19 protein-coding genes are annotated in these 16,561 nt (G+C 50.5%); 14 read left to right on the plus strand and 5 right to left on the minus strand.

Annotated elements, in window-relative coordinates; genetic code table 11:
• Positions 1–4: 4 nt before the first annotated feature.
• From ADM98_RS05165 to ADM98_RS05180, 4 genes are read right to left on the minus strand one after another with little or no spacing between them, the layout of a single operon-like run.
• Entirely contained in the window at positions 5–1,003 is a 999-nt protein-coding gene (locus ADM98_RS05165; RefSeq protein ID WP_053452546.1) for an alpha-ketoacid dehydrogenase subunit beta, read from the minus strand.
• A gap of 1 nt (position 1,004) precedes the next feature.
• Positions 1,005–2,054, minus strand: coding sequence for a pyruvate dehydrogenase (acetyl-transferring) E1 component subunit alpha (pdhA, locus tag ADM98_RS05170; RefSeq protein ID WP_053452547.1), 1,050 nt, complete (start codon positions 2,052–2,054; stop codon positions 1,005–1,007).
• Positions 2,055–2,067: 13 nt separating this feature from the next.
• Positions 2,068–3,210, minus strand: coding sequence for a Glu/Leu/Phe/Val family dehydrogenase (locus ADM98_RS05175; protein ID WP_023466985.1), 1,143 nt, complete (start codon positions 3,208–3,210; stop codon positions 2,068–2,070).
• Between the two features lie 37 nt (positions 3,211–3,247).
• Positions 3,248–3,649 (minus strand): thioesterase family protein, encoded by a 402-nt coding sequence (locus ADM98_RS05180; RefSeq protein WP_023466986.1) that lies wholly within the window; start codon positions 3,647–3,649, stop codon positions 3,248–3,250.
• A 331-nt stretch (positions 3,650–3,980) separates the two neighbouring features.
• Here ADM98_RS05180 and ADM98_RS05185 point away from each other — a divergent pair, with 331 nt between their 5' ends.
• The 12 genes from ADM98_RS05185 to paaX all read left to right on the plus strand — a co-directional run bounded on the left by ADM98_RS05185 (position 3,981) and on the right by paaX (position 14,377).
• Positions 3,981–5,258 (plus strand): phenylacetate--CoA ligase family protein, encoded by a 1,278-nt coding sequence (locus ADM98_RS05185; protein ID WP_053452548.1) that lies wholly within the window; start codon positions 3,981–3,983, stop codon positions 5,256–5,258.
• Between the two features lie 19 nt (positions 5,259–5,277).
• Positions 5,278–6,249, plus strand: coding sequence for a 1,2-phenylacetyl-CoA epoxidase subunit PaaA (gene paaA / locus ADM98_RS05190; protein WP_053452549.1), 972 nt, complete (start codon positions 5,278–5,280; stop codon positions 6,247–6,249).
• A gap of 14 nt (positions 6,250–6,263) precedes the next feature.
• Entirely contained in the window at positions 6,264–6,608 is a 345-nt protein-coding gene (gene paaB / locus ADM98_RS05195) for a 1,2-phenylacetyl-CoA epoxidase subunit PaaB (RefSeq protein WP_023466991.1), read from the plus strand.
• Complete coding sequence (gene paaC, locus ADM98_RS05200) at positions 6,605–7,390, plus strand: 1,2-phenylacetyl-CoA epoxidase subunit PaaC (protein WP_053452550.1); 786 nt, start codon at positions 6,605–6,607, stop codon at positions 7,388–7,390. The genes paaB and paaC overlap by 4 nt, the downstream gene beginning before the upstream one ends.
• Before the next feature lie 14 nt (positions 7,391–7,404).
• Positions 7,405–7,899, plus strand: coding sequence for a 1,2-phenylacetyl-CoA epoxidase subunit PaaD (gene paaD / locus ADM98_RS05205; protein ID WP_053452551.1), 495 nt, complete (start codon positions 7,405–7,407; stop codon positions 7,897–7,899).
• A gap of 15 nt (positions 7,900–7,914) precedes the next feature.
• On the plus strand, positions 7,915–8,238 hold the full coding sequence (locus ADM98_RS05210) for an EthD family reductase (protein WP_053452552.1): 324 nt from the start codon (positions 7,915–7,917) through the stop codon (positions 8,236–8,238).
• Positions 8,216–8,995 (plus strand): enoyl-CoA hydratase/isomerase family protein, encoded by a 780-nt coding sequence (locus ADM98_RS05215; RefSeq protein WP_053452553.1) that lies wholly within the window; start codon positions 8,216–8,218, stop codon positions 8,993–8,995. The genes ADM98_RS05210 and ADM98_RS05215 overlap by 23 nt, the downstream gene beginning before the upstream one ends.
• Positions 8,996–9,000: 5 nt before the next feature.
• A complete protein-coding gene (locus tag ADM98_RS05220; protein WP_053452554.1) occupies positions 9,001–10,509 on the plus strand; it encodes an aldehyde dehydrogenase family protein in 1,509 nt (502 codons plus the stop codon).
• 74 nt (positions 10,510–10,583) lie between these two features.
• Positions 10,584–11,450: a 3-hydroxyacyl-CoA dehydrogenase gene (locus tag ADM98_RS05225; protein ID WP_053452555.1), complete on the plus strand. Its 867-nt coding sequence runs from the start codon at positions 10,584–10,586 to the stop codon at positions 11,448–11,450.
• On the plus strand, positions 11,447–12,655 hold the full coding sequence (locus tag ADM98_RS05230; protein WP_053452556.1) for an acetyl-CoA C-acyltransferase: 1,209 nt from the start codon (positions 11,447–11,449) through the stop codon (positions 12,653–12,655). Before ADM98_RS05225 ends, ADM98_RS05230 begins: the two co-directional genes overlap by 4 nt.
• Entirely contained in the window at positions 12,652–13,419 is a 768-nt protein-coding gene (locus tag ADM98_RS05235) for an enoyl-CoA hydratase-related protein (protein ID WP_053452557.1), read from the plus strand. Before ADM98_RS05230 ends, ADM98_RS05235 begins: the two co-directional genes overlap by 4 nt.
• Before the next feature lie 73 nt (positions 13,420–13,492).
• On the plus strand, positions 13,493–14,377 hold the full coding sequence (paaX, locus tag ADM98_RS05240) for a phenylacetic acid degradation operon negative regulatory protein PaaX (RefSeq protein ID WP_053452558.1): 885 nt from the start codon (positions 13,493–13,495) through the stop codon (positions 14,375–14,377).
• A gap of 46 nt (positions 14,378–14,423) precedes the next feature.
• Here paaX and ADM98_RS05245 read toward each other — a convergent pair whose 3' ends face one another.
• On the minus strand, positions 14,424–14,963 hold the full coding sequence (locus ADM98_RS05245; protein WP_053452559.1) for a gamma carbonic anhydrase family protein: 540 nt from the start codon (positions 14,961–14,963) through the stop codon (positions 14,424–14,426).
• A 91-nt stretch (positions 14,964–15,054) separates the two neighbouring features.
• On the opposite strand from ADM98_RS05245, the gene ADM98_RS05250 reads away from it, so the two are divergent.
• Both ADM98_RS05250 and ADM98_RS05255 read left to right on the plus strand, forming a co-directional pair.
• Positions 15,055–15,993 carry an NAD(P)H-dependent flavin oxidoreductase gene (locus ADM98_RS05250; RefSeq protein WP_053452560.1) on the plus strand — a complete coding sequence of 313 codons (939 nt, stop codon included), beginning with the start codon at positions 15,055–15,057 and terminating at the stop codon, positions 15,991–15,993.
• 136 nt (positions 15,994–16,129) lie between these two features.
• The gene (locus ADM98_RS05255; RefSeq protein ID WP_053452561.1) at positions 16,130–16,558 is read left to right on the plus strand and encodes a DMT family transporter; all 429 of its coding nucleotides are present in this window, start codon (positions 16,130–16,132) and stop codon (positions 16,556–16,558) included.
• Positions 16,559–16,561 lie beyond the last annotated feature (3 nt).

Raw genomic sequence — 16,561 nt, forward strand, 5'->3', positions numbered from 1 at the left:
CTCCTTAAAACTCGACCGTACGCTGAATCGTCGCAAGGACTCGTTCCGGCGTCGGAATGTAATGGTCTTCGAGGGCGAATAGCGGTACCGGAACATCAAAACCGGTCACGCGGGCAATCGGTGCCCGTAAATAAAGAAACGCTGTATCGTTGATCAACGTAACGAGATCGTTACCAAGACCGCCCATCGCTGCGGCTTCATGAACGATGACGGCACGACCGGTCTTTTGAACGGAAGCAGCGATCGTGTCCCGGTCAAGCGGATAAAGCGTGCGTAAGTCGAGAACTTCGCAAGAGATACCGCGTTCTTGCGCAGCAGTTGCTGCTTTTTGTGCCACTTGGACCATTGCTCCCCAAGCGATCAATGTCACGTCCGTCCCTTCACTGACGCAGCGCGCTTTTCCGATCTCAACGGTATAGGATTCGCTCGGTACGACTTCCTTGAATGAGCGGTAACTGCGCATCGACTCGAGGAACAAAACAGGATCTGGATCTTCAATGGCAGCAATCAACAACCCTTTTGCATCGTACGGTGTCGCCGGACAGACGACCTTAAGACCGGGCATCGATGTAAAGAGTGCCTCTGTACTGTCGGAATGAATTTCCGGTGCCCGGATGCCGGCACCATAAGGCGCACGGATGACCATCGGGACACTATAGCGTCCCATCGTCCGCATTCGAATACGGGAGACGTGGGTCATGATTTGTTCGTAGGCAGGATAGATGAAACCAAGGAATTGAATCTCGACGATTGGTTTAAAGCCATTGATGGCAAGTCCGATCGATGTACCGACGATACCGGCTTCACTGAGCGGTGTATCAACGATCCGGTCTTCACCGAACTCTTCTTGTAAGCCGTCCGTCGCTCGGAAAACACCACCGTTTTTTCCAACATCTTCTCCAAGAACGAGTGTCGTCTCATCTTCCGACAATTTTGTCCGTAGGGCATCCGTGACAGCTTGAACGAGTGTCATCTCTGTTTGACGATTGATTGGTGTTGCCATCTCATTTCCCCCTTGCTAGCAAATACGCTTCTTTTTGTTGCTGGACATCAACCGGTAAGGTCGCGTACGTATGATCGAACAGATCATTGACATCTGGTGCCTTGAATTGCTCCATCGCAGCTACTGCCGCTTCGACTTCTGTTTGATGCCGTTCCTGCAGCTGTTGCATCCACGTTTCGTCAAAATAGCCTTGGTGTTTTAGGAATTGTTCGAGTCGATCGAGTGGATCAACCCGGTCACGCGAGCGGGCTTGATCCCGGTATTTCGTTGGATCATCTGCTGTCGTATGGGCACCAAACCTCCACGTGACAGCTTCGATCAATGTTGGTCCACCACCAGAGCGGGCACGTTCAACGGCTGCTTGCATCGTAAAATAGACGGCAAAGGCATCATTTCCATCAATCCGAACACTCGGCATCCCGTAGGCAATCGCTTTTTGCGCAATCGTCTCAGAATGCATCTGTTTTTCGATCGGAACAGAGATCGCGAACTGATTATTTTGGTTAAAGAGGATGACTGGTGCTTGGAAGACGCTTGCGAAATTCATTCCTTCATGGAAATCGCCTTCAGACGTCGCCCCGTCACCAAAGTAGGCGACAGCGACATTCGTCGTACCTTTTCGTTTTTCAGCCCACGCGGCACCGACGGCATGCGGAATTTGCGTTGCAATCGGAACGGCAGGAGGGAAGATGTGTTTCTCAGACGGAACACAACCTTCGACACGACCGTTCCAGTAGAGCAGCGTCCGAACCATGTCAGCGCCAAACGTCAATGTCGCACCATGATCCCGGTACGTCGGAAATAACCAGTCTTGATCGGACAACGCGAGTGCACTACCGACTTGAGCGGCTTCTTGTCCTTCGAACGGTGCATAAGTGCCGAGGCGACCTTGACGTTGTAGGTTAATCGCTTTCCGGTCGAACGTCCGAATTCGGTGCATCTTTTCATACAGGGTGAGGGCGAGCTCTTTTGTCAGATCGTGTTCTTTTGATGCGTCGATGAGACGACCTTCTTCATCGATGATGCGTTGAATCGGAAAATGTTGCTCCATGTCAGTCCCTCCTTCAGTGGTTACGGATATCCCATTTTGGTTTTGTCGTGTTCGTGAAAATGTTGTTATGTTTCGCCCGGATCTGCATCCGTTTTTCACACATCCGGTTCGCCGCTTCGACCGTTGTGATGTTTTCTGCTTGCGACTCCTTGAAGACTTCGAGCACTGCGTCGTAGATGTGGCGTGTCTTTAAGAGAACCCGTTCATGATTCGCTCCATAGAGTTCGTCTGCTACTTGGATCAGACCACCACCATTGACGATATAGTCTGGGGCATATAAGATGCCGCGATCCATCAAGACGTGAGCAAGTTGTTCTTCCGCGAGTTGGTTGTTCGCCGAACCACAGATGGCTTTGCACGGTAAGAGAGCAATATTTTGGGCGTGAATGACACCACCGTATGCACACGGAACAAAAATATCAGCATCCGTCAGATGGATTTCGTGAGGCGAGACGACGCGAACCGTGCCAGGAGCCATTTCAGCTTGGGTTACGATTGCTGCAAGTGCGGCTTCATTGACGTCAGAGACATAAATCGTCGCCCCTGCGAGCAACAGTTGTTCTGCGACCTTAAAGCCGACTTTTCCGAGTCCTTGGATCGCATAGGTTGCCCGACTTAAGTCGTCTGAACCGAAGAGCGTCTCGATCGTCGCTCGAAGCCCGTAAACGACACCTTCAGCCGTCGGAATCGATGAATCACCACTACCGCCAAATGCTTCCGGAATGCCGACGATCCGTGATGTTTCTCGGCTAGCATGGACGAAATCATCCATCGTCGTGCCCATGTCTGTTCCCGTGTAGAACCGACCACCAAGCGAATCGACGAAGCGACCGAAAGCACGGAAAAGCTCCGGTGATTTATCCGTCGCTGGATTACCGATGATGACAGCTTTACCACCACCGAAATCAACGTCAGCGGCAGCGCATTTATACGTCATACCGCGTGACAAACGCAGCACATCGTCGAGTGCTTCATCAACAGAAGCGTAAGGCGCCATTCGACATCCGCCGAGAGCAGGACCGAGCGTCGTATCGTGAATCGCGATGATGGCTTGTAACCCCGAGACAGGATCGTTGCAAAAGACGACTTGTTCGTGACCAGCGATTTTTTCCATGATCGAGAGCGTTGGATTTGTAGATGGATTTAACATGTTCATAGTAGAGTCCTCCTCTATCAAATATAAGTAAGCGCTTTCATTTTGTTGGAACGTTATTTTGTAATTTTTCTTGAATCCGGCTTTTTTCTAAAATGAATTGTGTGACTTCCCCTGTACCGATGATCGTTTGTCCGTCTCGGACTTCGATGCTAGCGTCAACGCGACGTGATGTCATCGCAGTTACTGTAGCGGTAACGATCAATCGTGTTCCTTCAGCTGCCATACCAAGATGCTTCAGTGAAACTGCACCCCCAACACCTTCTTCACCAGCTTCTAAGTAAGGCAAAATCAGTTGACGTGCTGCCCATTCCATGTGATAAACCATCGAAACGGTGGAGTATGCAGGATGAACGAGCTGACCTTCAAATCGTGCAAACATATCTTCTGAGACGACCGCTTGAATCTCTGCTGTATCCCCGACAGCTAATCCTAGTTTCATCGTGATCCCCTTTCACAACACCGAATCTTTATTCAATCAAGTGGTCTTACCAAAAATAGTATAACACTTGTCACACGATATTTTATCAACCCGTTACAAAATGAGCAAATCATTTCAGAAATATTTTCCAAAAAAAGACTGTCTATCATAAAATCTCTTGTTCTAAGCCAATTATTTTATTGATAAAGTGCGTTGAAGTGATAAAGTGAGAATCGTTTGGGAGCATTTAACAAAACAAGATTGACAACATTGTGAACGTGTCGTACGTTAAACATATAACTAAAAATAAACGACCGTTTTATTATTGTATACATGATGAGGAGGTGCAGGTATGTACGATCAACATCACGAAACGATGGATGCTCAAACGCGGGAGCAGCTACAGATGGAGCAATTGCGTCAAACGATGGAACACGTCACGCGTGTCCCGTTCTATCAAGAACGTCTCCAGGCCTTACAGATGACAGCGAATGACTTTCAAACGATTGAGGATCTACGAAAGTTTCCCTTCACACGTAAACAAGATTTACGCGATCATTATCCGTTCGGGCTATTTGCCGTCGAACGAGAACAGATCACCCGGATTCACGCGTCGTCTGGAACGAGCGGTAAACCGACCGTCGTTGGTTATACGCAAGAAGATTTAGATGACTGGGCCGGTGCCGTGGCACGCAGTTTAGTCTTAGCTGGTGGATCACCAGCCGATTTGCTACACAATGCGTATGGTTACGGACTGTTCACAGGTGGTCTCGGTCTTCATGCAGGTGCCGAAAAACTAGGCATGACGATCCTACCGATTTCCGGTGGCAACACGGATCGCCAAATCACATTGATCGAAGATTTCCGACCGGACGGTATCTGCGGTACGCCTTCGTATATTTTGCGATTGGCAGAACGCATGATTGAACGTGGTATCGATCCACGGAAGACAAGCATGCGTTATGGCATCTTCGGAGCTGAACCATGGTCGGAAGAGATGCGGCAGACACTCGAAAAGACCTTTGATCTGCAGTCACTCGATATTTACGGACTCAGTGAAATCATGGGACCGGGGGTCGCGATGGAGTGTCAAAAGCAGGCAGGTCTGCATATCATGGATGACTTATTCATTACAGAAGTCGTCGATCCCGTTACGGGGGAACCGTTACCAGATGGCATGGTCGGGGAACTCGTTTTTACAAGCTTAAAAAAGAAAGCGCTTCCAATCATTCGATACCGGACGGGTGACTTAACTTCGATCACGCATGAGGCGTGCGCTTGCGGTCGGACGACGACACGGATGTCACGTGTCAAAGGGCGAACGGACGACATGCTAATCATCCGAGGCGTCAACGTCTTCCCGTCAGAAATCGAGCGGGTCTTGCTCCAACAACCGGACGTGACGCCGCATTATCAAATCCATCTCGTGCGTAAAGCCGGACTCGATGCTGTTGAGCTACATATCGAATTCGAAAATATCTCAGAGCGACAAATGCGTTCGATATGTGACGCCATCAAGTCAGAATGCCTCATTTCCATTGATCTCGTCTGCCATCCGCATCAAGGGTTACCACGATCGGAAGGGAAAGCCGTCCGGATCGTTGATCGACGCTCGACATCACTCGTCTGATTCAAAAGGAGGAACTAGCATGTATGATGCAACACAACTGTTCGAACCCGTCCAACTGACGGAAGACGAAAAATTAGTACGCTTCAAGGAACGAATCGAGCAAGGCGAAAAGATCGAAGCCGATGACTGGATGCCTGCTTTTTATCGGGACACACTGATTAAACTGATTTCGATGCACGGTATCAGTGAAATCATGGGTGCACTTCCAGAAAAAGAATGGGTCCCAAAAGCACCATCGCTTCGACGGAAACTGGGCATCATGGCGAAGGTCCAGGATGAGATGGGACATGGGCAATTGTTACTTCGTGTCGTCGAGGATTTGATGAAGCCATATGGCAAGACACGTGGGGATTTAATGGATGACTTGTTCACGGGACGATTAAAATTCCATAACGTCTTCCACATGCCGACACGGTCATGGGCCGATGCCGGTATGATCGGTTGGCTTGTCGATGGGGCGGCAATCATCACGCAGACGAATATGCTCGGCGCTTCGTACGGACCGTACGCACGTGCCTTGCAACGCATCTGTGCAGAGGAAGTCTTTCACGCGCAGCACGGGGAGTCAATCATTATGGCACTCGCAGAAGGAACACCGGAACAGCGAGCAATGATTCAAGAATCACTGGATGAGTGGTGGGAATCCTTGTTGATGTTCTTTGGACCAGCCTCGAAAGAGACGACTGGGACATCGAAACAGGACGTGACGATCGCTTATAAGATTCGGACGAAAACGAATGAAGAGCTCCGGCAAAACTTCTTTACAAAGTACGTGCCGCGGATTCGTTCGCTCGGACTCGTCATTCCAGACCCGACGTTACGTTTTGATGAAGAGACAGGACAATGGGAATACGCACAGCCGGACTGGACGAAATTTAAGACGATCATCCAAGGTGGAGGACCGCGTTCGAAAGAGCGACTGGATCTGCGCCGGACATCTTATGAGAATAATGCTTGGGTACGGGATGCACTCGCTGAAACGAAGGCATGAGAGGGGAAGGTACGATGAACGAGACGTTCTATCACGAATTCGAAGTCTTTAGCAAACGGACGCCGAACGCGGCGTTTACGCATCAATTCAGTTTACTTGCTCCAAATAAAGAGATGGCTTTACTGATGGCACAAGAAAACTTCATGCGCCGGGAACCAGTCGTTGATATCTGGGTCGTCAAACGTGAAGATATCCGTGGTTTGTCACCCGATGAGAAGCAGATGCTCCAACGGCTCGACAATAAAGATTACCGGACGACGAAAGGATACGGCTACTTGAAGAAAAAATGGCGTCATTACGAGCAACAGATGCTTGACGAAAAAGAAATCATGTCGTGGCAAGGAGGCGATTCCAAATGACGGAACAAGAACGGACGGCACTCGCCTCCTTACTGTATCAACTCGCAGATGATGATTTCCTCTACGCTTACCGTGGTTCGGAATGGCTCGGGCTTGCACCGCATATCGAAGAGGACGTCGCTTCATCCTCAATCGCGCAAGATTCAATGGGGCATGCGGCAATGTATTACCAACTCCTTGAGGAACTTGGTGAAGGCAATGCTGATGCGTTAGCCCATGTCCGCTTGGCACACGAACGGAAGAACTCGATTCTTGTCGAACGAGTCAATGGACCCGGCTACTACATGGAAAAACCCGAATATGACTGGGCATTCGCTGTCGTCCGGAACTATTGCTACACGGTCGCGAAAAAGATTCGGATTGATGCGTTGAAATCGAGCAGTTACGAGCCACTCGCTGCTGCTGCCGTCAAGATCAATATGGAGTTGTACTATCATTTGCTGCACTGGCAAACGTGGTTCACCCAGCTCTATCAATCGACGGAGACAGCTCGCCAGAAGATGGACGAAGCGCTTGAGCGAGTGCTACATGACTTCGGTGACATGTTCGATTATGGCGAACACGGTCAACTGATCGAAGAGATGCGGTTGATTGAAGGGCAAGGGATTTTACTTGATCGTTGGTATCAGACGATCACGCCGTTACTCGTCGAATTGAACGTGACTCTCCCAGAAATGCAGATGACACGCAACGGGCGGGACGGCGATCACACGGAAGACTTGAATGACGCACTCGCGACACTTGGAGAAGTCTACCTGATTGATCAGACGGCGACGTGGTGAAAGGAGAGGGAAGCATGACGACGACACTTCAACATGCGATCCGTGAAGCCCTGAACGGGGTGAAGGATCCAGAAATCGATAGCGTCAGTATTTTAGATCTTGGCATGGTCGAGACGATGGACGCGGAAGCGACGGCGCATGGCTACACAGTGCACGTCACGCTTCTCCCAACGTTTCTCGGTTGTCCGGCGCTTGAAATCATTAAAAAAAATACCGAAGCTGCCTTGCAGGTGATTCCAAACGTCAAACAGGTCGACGTCCAGTTCCGGTTTGATCCACCGTGGACATCAGACCGGATCACAGAACAAGGAATGCAAGGATTGAAGGCATTCGGCATCGCACCCCCTCGATTCGAACAAGGGAAGTGGGAAATCGACTGTCCGTATTGTGGATCGACGTATGTGACGATGGAAAACTTATTCGGACCGACCGCTTGTCGAAGTATTCTCTACTGTAAATCATGTAAAAATCCATTCGAGGCGATGAAACCCGTCTCTACTCTCATGTGAAGGAAGGTAATCACTATGGCAAAATTAATCGCACTTTACAAACACCCGGAAAACAAGGAAGCATTCGATCAGCATTACTTTGAGGTCCATGGTCCGTTAACAGCAAAAATTCCAGGACTAAAAGAAATGAACGTCACGAAAATCGTCGGGTCACCAATGGGTGGAGACGGAAAGTACTACTTGATGTGCGAGATGGTCTATGAAAGTCAGGAAGCGATGCAAGCTGGCATGCGTTCTCTTGAAGGAAAAGCGTCAGGGAAAGACTTGATGAGCTTTGCGGGGGATCTCGTCACATTGATGATTGGTGAAGATGTCCATGCCGACACAACAGTACGTTAAGACGGAAACGGTTGGTCGGATCGGTCGAATTCGGCTCGACCGGACGGCACGATACAATGCGCTGAACCGGACGATGGTCCGCGAAATCGTCGAGGCGATGGAGACGTTTGACCGCGAGGATCGGGTGACGGTCATCGTTTTGACGGGAAACGGAAAGTCGTTTTCGGCAGGTGCCGATATCGAGGAGATGCTCGAGGCGACACCAATCTCGATGGAACTTCTCGATCCATTCGCGGACTGGGATCGGATCAGCCGAATCAAAAAGCCGATCATTGCAGGTGTCCACGGTTTTGTTCTCGGCGGCGGTTTCGAACTCGCACTCGCTTGTGATTTAATCTATGCCGATCCCGCGACTCAGTTCGGCTTTCCAGAAGTCGGACTCGGCGTCATGCCAGGAGCAGGCGGGACGCAACGTTTGACGAAATGCATCGGTCGGACGCGGGCGCTCGAATGGCTCTTCACGGGTGATCGAATGCAGGCAGACGAAGCAGAACGACTTGGCATCATCAATCGAGTGACGACGGACGTCGAAGCGACGGTGCTTGCGATGGCAGAGCGGTTATCGAACCAGCCGAGCATGGCGTTACGACTGATCAAGGACGCAGCAAACAAAGCCGTTGATTTATCGTTACAAGATGGCATGGAGCACGAACGTCGGAACTTCTATCTGTTGTTCGCAACAGCCGATCAAACAGAAGGTATGCAAGCCTTTCTCGAAAAACGCCCACCGATTTTCAATCAACAGGAACAGGAGTGAATACAATGTCGATAGTACATGAAAAAACACTTGAAATGAAACGGTCCGTCTATCATTTGCTCATTAACGGCGAACAAGTCGAAGGTGCAACAGGCGAGACATTTAAAACATATAATCCGGCAACAGGTGAAGTGATTGCGGAAGTTGCAAAAGCATCGAAGGAAGACGCTGATCGTGCCGTTCAAGCCGCACGGGATGCGTTTGATCACGGAAAGTGGAAGATGTGGCCGGTCGGACGCCGCGCGCAAATCTTAAATAAGATTGCGAGCATCATGCGTTCCCGCTTCAACGAAATCGTCGAACTCGAGATTCTCGATACAGGGAAATCATTAGCAGCGGCGCAAGGACAAGTCACGCAAGCAATTGAAGACTTTGAGTTCTACGCAGGTGCGATCGTCGGTCATCGCGGTGTCGTCAATAACGTGCCGGGACAATTCCATAACTACACAGAAAAAGAAGCGGTCGGTGTTTGTGCGCAAATCATCCCGTGGAACTATCCGTTGATGATGGCAGCTTGGAAAGTCGCACCAGCAATCGCAGTCGGTTGTTCGGTCGTCGTCAAACCAGCGACGTTGACTCCATTAACAGCGATCATTCTCGGTGAGATTTGTTTAGAAGCTGGTGTGCCAGCAGGTGTCGTCAATGTCATCCCAGGCTCAGGACGCGAAATCGGCAACCATCTCGTCGAACATCCAAACGTCGATAAAGTCGCTTTCACGGGCTCGACACCAGTCGGAAAAGACATCATGGGACGTGCCTCGGAAACACTAAAACGAGTCACACTCGAACTCGGTGGAAAATCACCGAACATCGTTTTTGAAGATGCAGATGTGACAGCAGCCGTTGATGGTTCGTTGTTCGGAATCTTCTACAACAGTGGTCAATCGTGTGAAGCACGCTCACGTCTTTACGTTCACGAGGATATTTACGAAGCGTTCATGGAGCAATTCGTCGCAAAAACAAAACAACTCGTTCTCGGCAATCCATTTGATAAAGGGACACACGTTGGAGCCATCATCGACCAACAACAAGTCGATGTCATCGATGGATACGTCCAGTCAGCGAAAGCAGACGGAGCGACAATCGTCACAGGTGGTCACGCTTCAGCACCAGAAGGATACGAAAAAGGCTTCTGGTACGCACCAACGATCATCACGGACGTCACGCATGAAATGAAAGCGGTCAATGAAGAAATCTTCGGACCGGTCGTCGTCGTCATGCCGTTTAAAGACGAAAAAGAAGCGATTCGTTTAGCGAACGATACATCGTTTGGTCTCGGGTCAGCGGTTTGGACGAAAGACGGCGCAAAAGCGACGCGCGTTGCCAACCAAATCAAAGCCGGTATCGTCATGGTCAACTGTCCGTTTTCTGCTTTCCCAGGCACACCTTTTGGTGGGTATAAGCAATCAGGCTTCGGTCGTGAACTCTGTATCGAAACACTTGATCTGTACACAGAAACGAAGAGTATCTTGTCGTATTACGGCAGTCGTCCACTCAATCCGTTCGGACTATAAGCAAGAGGGAAGGCTGGAGTTCCGTCGGGAAGTCCAGCCTTTTTTAACAACACAGGGGATAAGGGGGAAATCAGATGGTAGAACAAATCGTCGTCGTCGGATCCGGTGTCATGGGACGTGGCATTGCGTACGTTGCCGCACACCGCGGATTTCAGGTGACACTCGTTGATATTAAAGAAGCGTATGTTGAAAGTGCGTATCAAGAACTCGAACGCATCGCGGAGAAAGGTATCACGCGAGGCAAAATGTCCGCGAACGAAGTCGAGGGACTGTTCGATCGGCTAAGTTTGTCGACGGATTTAGCAACAGCTGCACAACAAGCAGATCTCGTCATTGAGGCGGTACCGGAACAACTGACGATCAAACAGCAAGTCTTTGAGACGCTAGAAGCCAATGCGCGTCCGGACTGTTATTTCGCGACGAACACTTCGACGATGAGTCCGACGGAAATTGCGTCCTTTACGAACCGCGCAGACCGGGTCATGGCGATGCATTTCTTCAATCCGGTTCATTTGATGCCATTGATCGAGCTCGTTCGTGGTCTTGAGACGTCGGATGAGACGGTTGCTGCCTTAGAGCAAGTGGCGCGTCAGATGCAAAAGGAAACGGTCGTCATCCGTGAATTTCCTGGGTTTGTGACTTCGCGCATCAGTGCGCTTGTCGGAAATGAAGCCTTTTATATGTTGCAAGAAGGGCTTGGGACACCGGAAGAGATCGATAAAGCGATCAAACTCGGATTAAATTATCCGATGGGCCCCTTTGAACTCGGGGACTTGGTCGGACTCGATACAAGGCTCCACAACTTAAAGTATCTCCATGAGAAGCTCGGCGAAAAATACCGTCCGGCACCATTGCTCGAACAGTATGTCAAAGCTGGTCGACTCGGTCGTAAAACAGGTCGCGGAGTCTACGACTACACGAATCGTGAGGTGACGTCATGAAACGTGTCGCCATCATCGATGCCGTTCGGACACCGATCGGCCGCTATAATGGCGCGTTGCGTCAAGTTCGTCCGGATGATTTAGGGGCACGTGTCATCGAAGCGTTGCTTAAGCGCAATCCGCAAGTCGATCCGAAAACGATCGAGGAAGTCATTTTCGGCAACGCGAATCAGGCGGGGGAAGATAACCGGAACGTCGCTCGGATGTCCGGACTACTGGCTGGTCTACCGGTCGAAGTCGCCGGTACGACGATCAATCGCTTATGTGGATCCGGACTCGATGCTGTCATCGCTGCCGCTCGCGGAATTGCGTTAGGTGAAGGGGATATCTATATCGCTGGAGGAACGGAAAGCATGACACGTGCACCGTTCGTCCTCGCGAAGCCGGATCAAGCCAACCCGCGTGGCAATCAGACGATGTATGATACGACGATTGGCTGGCGGTTCGTCAATGATCGCTTAGCAGATAAATACGGGACGGATTCGATGCCGGAGACAGCAGAGAACGTCGCCCGTCAGTACGGCATCTCACGCGAAGCGCAGGATGACTTTGCGTTTGAGAGTCAGCAACGCGCAAAACGAGCCATCGAGGAACAGCGCTTTACGGAAGAACTAGTTGCGGTCACGCAAACGGACCGAAAAGGTAACGTCAGCATCTTTGATCAAGATGAACACCCACGCCCTGAGACGACACGCGAGAAACTCGCGACGCTTCGTCCTTTATTCCCGAACGGTACAGTGACAGCGGGAAATGCATCTGGTGTCAACGATGGGGCGTCGGCGCTGTTATTGATGAGTGAAGAAAAAGCAAACGAACTCGGCTTGACACCGCTTGGATATTACCGAGCGAGTGCGACAGCAGGCGTTGAACCCGCCATCATGGGCATCGGACCGATCGACGCGACGGAAAAAGTCCTTAGACGGGCAGGGTTGACGGTCGAACAGCTCGATCAGATTGAGTTGAACGAAGCGTTTGCGGCTCAAAGTCTTGCTTGTATTGAAGCACTTGGTCTACCGAGCGAAAAAGTCAACGTCAATGGCGGAGCGATTGCCTTCGGTCATCCGCTCGGTGCAAGTGGAGCGCGGATTTTGACGACGCTATTGCATGAGATGCGCCGGACGAACCGGACGTATGGTCTTGCCACGATGTGTGTCGGAGTTGGACAAGGGATCGCAGTCGTCGTCGATCGGGAGGGACTCGTATGATTCACCTAGAACGAGAAGGCTATATTGCGATTGTCCGGATCGATCGTCCAGAACGCTTGAACTGTCTCGATTATCCGACGCTTGTCGCCTTACAGGAACAAGTCGATGCGTTGTCAATCGACTCGGAAGCACGGGTCGTCCTGTTTACTGGAACGGGTAAAGCATTTAGTGCCGGCGCTGATTTAAAGGAACGCGTACATTTGAATGAGGAAGAAGTTCGACGTAATGTCCTTGCGATTCGCAACGTCTTCACGTCGATTGCACAATTACCCCAACCGACGATCGCTGCCGTCAATGGGCACGCGCTCGGTGGTGGCTTTGAATGGATTCTCGCCTGTGATTTCCGCTTTCTCGTTGAGGATGCACTCGTCGGGTTGACAGAGACTAGCTTCGGAATCATTCCAGGAGCCGGTGGAACACAACGCTTGCCACGACTGATCGGGGAGACACGAGCAAAGGAATTGATCTTCACGGCGAAAAAAATCGATGCGATGACAGCAGAACGTTACGGACTCGCGACCGCTGTCGTCGCTCGGGAAGCGCTGATGACGACCTGTCTTGAGTTTGCCAATCAGATATTGCAAAACGGTCCCATCGCCTTACGCCAAGCAAAGCGAGCGATTGATCAAGGACGGGATGTCTCACTCGAACAAGGACTACAACTCGAGACGGAAGCCTATGAAGTTGTCATCCCGACCGCCGATCGTCAGGAAGCGCTACAAGCCTTCGCTGAAAAACGACCACCACGCTTTGAAGGAAGATGAGGATGGTCGAGGTTTGAAATAACCCGTATACTAACGATACACACTATGAACGACTGAAGAGAGAGTGAATACCATGAGTGCGAACACCCAATCAATGATTTTTACGATTTACGGGGATTATATCCGTCATTACGGCAATCAAATCTGGGTCGGGAGTTTAATTCGACTCGTCAAAGAGTTTGGACATAACGAACAAGCGGTCCGGGTCGCAGTATCTCGGATGGTCAAACAAGGCTGGCTCGTCTCTGAGAAGCAAGGGAGTAAAAGCTTCTATTCGTTGACGCCGCGTGGGGTGGAACGGATGGAAGAAGCAGCGCGCCGAATCTATAAATCAACACCACATGACTGGGACGGGAAGTGGCGAACGCTGATGTATACGATTCCAGAAGATAAGCGACAGATTCGCGACGAGCTCCGTAAAGAACTGACGTGGAGTGGGTTTGGTAACTTATCAAACGGGGTCTGGATTTCGCCGAATCCGCTTGAGAAAGAGGCAGAACGATTGATTGAAGCATACGAAATCGAAGAGTATGTCGATTTCTTCGTCGGTGAATACCACGGTCCAAAACAAGATCAATCTCTTGTTGAGCGCGCTTTTCCACTGGAGGAATTGCAGGAACGTTACGAGACGTTCATCACGGATTACAGCCGGCAATACATCGTCCATCAGAGTCAGCTCCAACTAGGAGAAATGACGGATGAGCAGTGTTTCGTTGAACGGACGATGCTCGTACATGAGTACCGGAAGTTCCTCTTCACGGATCCGGGACTCCCGCAAGAACTGTTACCGGATGCTTGGAGCGGACACCATGCGGCACTGTTGTTTGAGCAATATTACCGTCTGCTTGCGCAACCAGCGAGCCGGTTCTTTGAATCAATCTTTGAAGAGACACACGATGTGTCACAACGCAGTGCTTCGTATGATGCAACAGAACACCCACTGTTTGCGGAACGATGATATACAAAAGAGCGGGACGGATCACGCGATCCGCCCCGCATTCGTGTCATTCAGATGTGTTCTGTTCAGCTGATCCTGCGAGGATATTTCGGAAGGCATATCCTTTATCGACGTAGGAATCAATCGACTCCTGAATCATCGCAAGATCCGCTTCCGTCAGTTCGCGCACGACTTTACCGGGTGAGCCGATGATCAGCGAACGGGGTGGGAAGACTTTTCCGGATGGAATCAATGTGTTCGCCCCGATGATGCATTCTTCACCAATATCTGCGTGATCAAGAACGGTTGCCCCCATTCCGACGATGGAACGACGTCCGATTTTACAGCCATGTAAGATGGCATTATGTCCGACCGTCACTTCATCTTCGATGACGACGGGTGCCCCTTCATACAGATGGATCGTTGCATTGTCTTGGATGCTGCAGCGTTTGCCGATTGTAATCGGTCCTTCGTCACCGCGTAAGACAGCGTTGAACCAGACGGTGGACTCGGAACCGATCGTGACGTCTCCAATCAGATAAGCGCCAGGAGCGATGAATACATCAGATGCTACGTTCGGATGAATCGATTGATACGGAATCTTCATAACAGAACGACCTCATTTCTAGGATAAGATGAACTACTATTCATTCCCTGTCAGTATATCATGCAGTGGGAGTCGAGAACGGAGGAAAGATATGTTTCCGATTTGTGAGCTATTCAAGATTCGTTATCCCTTAATCCAAGGAGGGATGGGTAACATTAGTCATGCAGCACTCACGGCAGCGGTGTCGAATGCCGGAGGACTCGGAACGCTCGGGTGTGGTACGTTGTCTGTCGAGGAAGTAGCGTCTCGGATTCAGGAGACACGAACGCTGACGGAACAACCATTTGCCTTGAACATCGCAATTCGTGTGTCTCCTTGTACGGAAGCACTGATCGATCTCGCGCTTGCAGAAAAGGTTCCGGTCGTCTCCTTATCGGCAGGAAATCCGGCACCATACATAGAGCGACTACAAGCTGCTGGCATCAAAACGATTGCGGTCGTCGCCTCAGTCAAACAGGCGTTGAAGGCAGAACAGGCAGGCGCTGATGTACTCGTAGCGGAAGGATTTGAAGCGGCAGGTATCAATTCCCCGCTCGAGTTGACGACACTCACATTGATTCCGCAGCTCGTTGACCGGGTCAAGATTCCGGTTCTTGCAGCGGGTGGGATTGGCGATGGGCGTGGACTAGCAGCTGTTCTGTTGCTTGGCGCTGCCGGCGTCCAACTCGGAACACGATTGATTGCGACGGAAGATGCCAAGGTCCATACAGCTTATAAATCGCGCTTAACGGATGCGACAGATACCGATACACGCATCATCGGGCGCTCCGTTGGATTTGTCCGACGTGTCCTTGATGGTCCGTATGTCGAACAGCTCACAGCCGAGACACCTTCTGCGTTTCTCGATCAGACGAACGAGTCGTATCACATAAAGGGAGCTCTTGAAGGCAATGAGGAGAAAGGATATGTCAACGCTGGACTGGTTGCCGGTTTGATTCGTGATGTGCCAACTGTTGCCGAGTTGTTTACGCGCATGATGGCGGAAGCAGAGGAACAGCTGAAGCGGACGACTGCTCGTTTTGCGACATGAACATACAGTGATGACCCGTAAACCCGCTTGCGGAAAGCGGGTTTTTTTATGTTTTTTTGAAAATGGGACATTTGTCCTTTTCAAGTGAGGCACGAATAGGGTCTACTCTAGTGTAGAGATTAAAGGAGGAGATGACGTGCAAGGAGTCGTGTTTGCTTTGATGAGCGGTCTGTTCATCGCCCTGCAAGGCATATTCAATGCGCGCCTTGCGACAGGCGTCGGACCGTGGTTATCTGTATTGATCGTCCATTTTGTTGGTCTGATGGGTTGTTTAGCCATTTATAGCTTCGTACGAGATCGAAAGATTGGTGGATTCCGTCAGTTACCGTGGATTTATGCGAGCGGTGGACTGATTGGCGTGCTAGTCGTCGTGACGGAATTAACAGCGATTCAAACGCTCGGCATGACATGGGCAATGTGTTTATTACTCGTCGCGCAGATTTTATGTGCCTTTCTGATTGATTTAAAAGGATGGTTCGGTGTCTTAAAAAAACAAGGAAATCGTGGTCAGTGGGTTGGTGTGGGTCTCATGCTTGCAGGAGTTGCGATTTTCTCACTTGTCTAAAGG

The organism is Exiguobacterium sp. BMC-KP (assembly GCF_001275385.1).
In the GTDB taxonomy this organism is placed as follows: Bacteria; Bacillota; Bacilli; order Exiguobacteriales; family Exiguobacteriaceae; genus Exiguobacterium_A.